2 protein-coding genes and 1 pseudogene are annotated in these 2867 nt (G+C 65.6%); 1 reads left to right on the top strand and 2 read right to left on the bottom strand.

Annotated elements, in window-relative coordinates; all coding sequences use genetic code 11:
• Positions 1-663: 663 nt before the first annotated feature.
• Both cls and Q4P07_RS06585 read right to left on the bottom strand, forming a co-directional pair.
• A complete protein-coding gene (gene cls / locus Q4P07_RS06590; RefSeq protein ID WP_303374109.1) occupies positions 664-2145 on the bottom strand; it encodes a cardiolipin synthase in 1482 nt (493 codons plus the stop codon).
• A gap of 27 nt (positions 2146-2172) precedes the next feature.
• A complete protein-coding gene (locus Q4P07_RS06585) occupies positions 2173-2670 on the bottom strand; it encodes a hypothetical protein (RefSeq protein WP_303374108.1) in 498 nt (165 codons plus the stop codon).
• A gap of 71 nt (positions 2671-2741) precedes the next feature.
• Here Q4P07_RS06585 and Q4P07_RS06580 point away from each other — a divergent pair.
• Positions 2742-2867, top strand: a pseudogene (locus Q4P07_RS06580) (integrase core domain-containing protein); the annotation flags it as partial.

Here is a 2867-nt window from a genome sequence, read left to right as displayed (position 1 = left end):
TTCGAGTCCCTTCACGTCCACCTCAGCCTTAGGCGTCTGACCAGCACGGATGCTGTTGCAAGACTCTTGCACCTGACACTTCGCGCAGGAAGGGATCCCATGGGAGCGGCAAGGCGCGCCAGTCCTCGGTGCAGGATGTCCGCAGTGCGGCACACACGGTAAGTCGCAGGTGGAGCTGGATCACCACAGTGCAGCGGTCGAACAATTCGGGTGAGCGATTTCGGGCCAGTCTGTGCCGCGTGCTGAGGTAGGCCGGCGCTCACAATGGGAGGTCGACATCCTGGCACCGGACGTGGCTGGCCCTCCCTCGTCATCGAGTACGACGGCGCGTACTGGCACCGCAACAAAACCGTGCTGGATGCGGAGAAGTCGTGGGACCTACCCGCTTCGGGTCACAGTGTGGCGCGGCTGCGTGAATGTCCTTTGGGGCCACTCGAAATCACTGATCCCCGACACCGAGAGTTCCAGGTGCACGCCCCTGCACCAGACCCAGCGGAGGTGCTGGCGCGCGTAGCAGCCTGGGCGACCCATTCCGGAGGAACGTGACTGCTTACGGTGGGGTCAGCTGGGCGTGGGACCTCGGCGCAGGACGAGGAGGTCGTTCGGGCTGCACTCCAGGATCTCGCAGAGGGCTTGCCAACGCTCGGGAGTTGACCGAACAGGTCACTGGAGCGCGGCGGTCAGCCTCAGGGCATTGTCGACGTAGCGCAGCCGCGGCTTGCGCTGTAGCCATTCCTCCAGGAGTAGTTCGCGGGACAGGTCGCGGTAGTGGTCCTCGACGGCCCGCATCCGCGCGACGATTTCCGGTCCGAGCATCATCATCGAGATCTCGTAGTTGAGGGCGAAGGAGCGCATGTCCATGTTGCTCGAGCCGATCAGCGCGACGTCGTCATCGACCGTGAAGTGCTTCGAGTGCAGGATGTATGGCGCGGGGTAGAGGTAGATCCGTACCCCCGCTTCGAGCAACGCACGGTAGTAGGACGCCTGGGCGTGTCCGACCATGAACTGATCAGATGCCTCGCTGACGAACAGCTCAACCTCGATCCCGCGCTGGGCCGCCGTCGTCACGGCATACAGCAGTGACTCGTCCGGGACGAAGTAGGGACTGGTGAGCGAGATCCGCCGGGTCGCGGAGTAGATCAGCGTGGTGAACAGGCGCAGGTTGTTCTCCGCGACGAAGCCCGGACCGCTGGGCACGAGCTGGCACGAGACGTCCTCCACCATGCCTGGATCGTCCACCGGCAGTGCGGGGCGCACCTGGATCGAGAGGATCTCATCGGTCTCCGCATACCAGTCCATGGCAAAGACCGAGTCGAGCGTCGCGACGATCTGCCCGTGCACCCGGACCATGCACTCGACCCATTTCCGGCCGAGCTTGTGGTTCTTGGGTTTGTTGTAACCGCGCTCGGTCAGGTTGAGCGAGCCGGTGTAGCCGACGACCCCGTCAACCACGAGGAGCTTGCGGTGGTTGCGTAGGTCCGGACGGCGGATCCGGCCCTTCAGGGGCATGATCGGCAGCATCGGGTGCCATTGGATCTTGGTCTCCTTCAACTTCGCGATGGTCTCCCGGTAACCGGGGATGCCCCGCGATCCGAGGTGGTCGAAGAGGAAGAGGACGTTGACGCCACGCTCGGCCGCGTCCGCCATCGCGGTGAAGAACGGATCAGTCAACTCGTCCCAGGCCATGATGTAGAACTCGACGTGGACGTAGGAGGTGGCGCTGGTGATGGACTCGGTCATCAGCTCGATGATGCTGTCGTAGTCCTCGAGGACCAGCACCCCGTTGCCGCAGACCAGTGGCAGGGATCCCAAGCGGTTGTTCAGCGACACGACGGAGGGCAGCAAGGGCGAGGAGCCTTCCGGTAGATCCGCCGGCGGCAAGGCCTCGGTCCGCTCCCGGATGCGGGCCTTGGCCCGCATCTGGCGGGCATGGCGATCCTCGCCGAGACTGGTGCGCCCGAACAGCAGGAAGACGATGAAGCCAAAGACCGGCACCACGACGATGAGCAGCAACCACGCCATCCCGGTGGACGGTTTGCGGTTACCGGGGATCACCCCGAGCGCGAGGAGGCGCAGGATCCCCTGGAAGGCGAGGTACGCCCAGCCCAGCACCGCAGCCAGCACTGCCCAGTCAAGTGACGACATGGCGCAACGCTAGGGCATCCGCGGAGGTCAGCTGACCAACGAGTCGACCAGGTTCGCGGCGGAGAGTGCGTCGGCGACGGTGAACGCCGAGTTTGCACCGGCCCGGGCCGCAACCGCCCGCCTGGCCAGATCGGCATACTCCCGTCGGTGGCTGACGACCCACCAACCGGCTTCGGACTTGGTAGGGACCGGGCCGGCATACGCGGCCTGCGGGTCGAGGAACATTGCCAGGCGAGGGGCTCCCAGGACGACCCAGACGAGGGTGCCCGGGTGCTCTAAGGACGTGTTGGGTGGGCGCCCCGCCAGGGCGGCTCGGATCCCGTGCACCACCGACCCCACCCAGTACGACCGCAGGTTGTCGCGGCTGTGGGCCCGGGCGGCCTCGAGGTCGGCCGCGATCTCGACATCCACGGCGCTGGCTCCGATGACCGGGAGCGCATGGGGGAGAGTGAACCACGTCACCGAGTGGAACTCGCCGCCGGGTTGGTCCAGGATCAGCTGCCCGTCGATGCTCTGCGGGACCACCAACCCCGGCTCTGGTGGATGGGCCAGGGAGCCGACGTCGAGATAGGTCGTGTCGTAGCGAACCCCTTGACGTGCGCCTGTCCGTGGGCCGGACCGGGGTGTGCTGGGACAACGCCCAGATCGAGAGCTTCTGGTCCACGCTGAAGACCGAGTTCTACGACGGGCACCACTTCACCACCCACGCCGAGGCGATCACC

This window comes from Ornithinimicrobium sp. (genome assembly GCF_030537745.1).
In the GTDB taxonomy this organism is placed as follows: Bacteria; Actinomycetota; Actinomycetes; order Actinomycetales; family Dermatophilaceae; genus Ornithinicoccus.
This window is presented reverse-complemented; position numbering and strand designations above follow the sequence as displayed.

Bases quoted from the DNA above. Each gene is read 5' to 3' on its own strand.
- cls (WP_303374109.1), bottom strand. From the start codon at position 2,145: ATGTCGTCACTTGACTGGGCAGTGCTGGCTGCGGTGCTGGGCTGGGCG.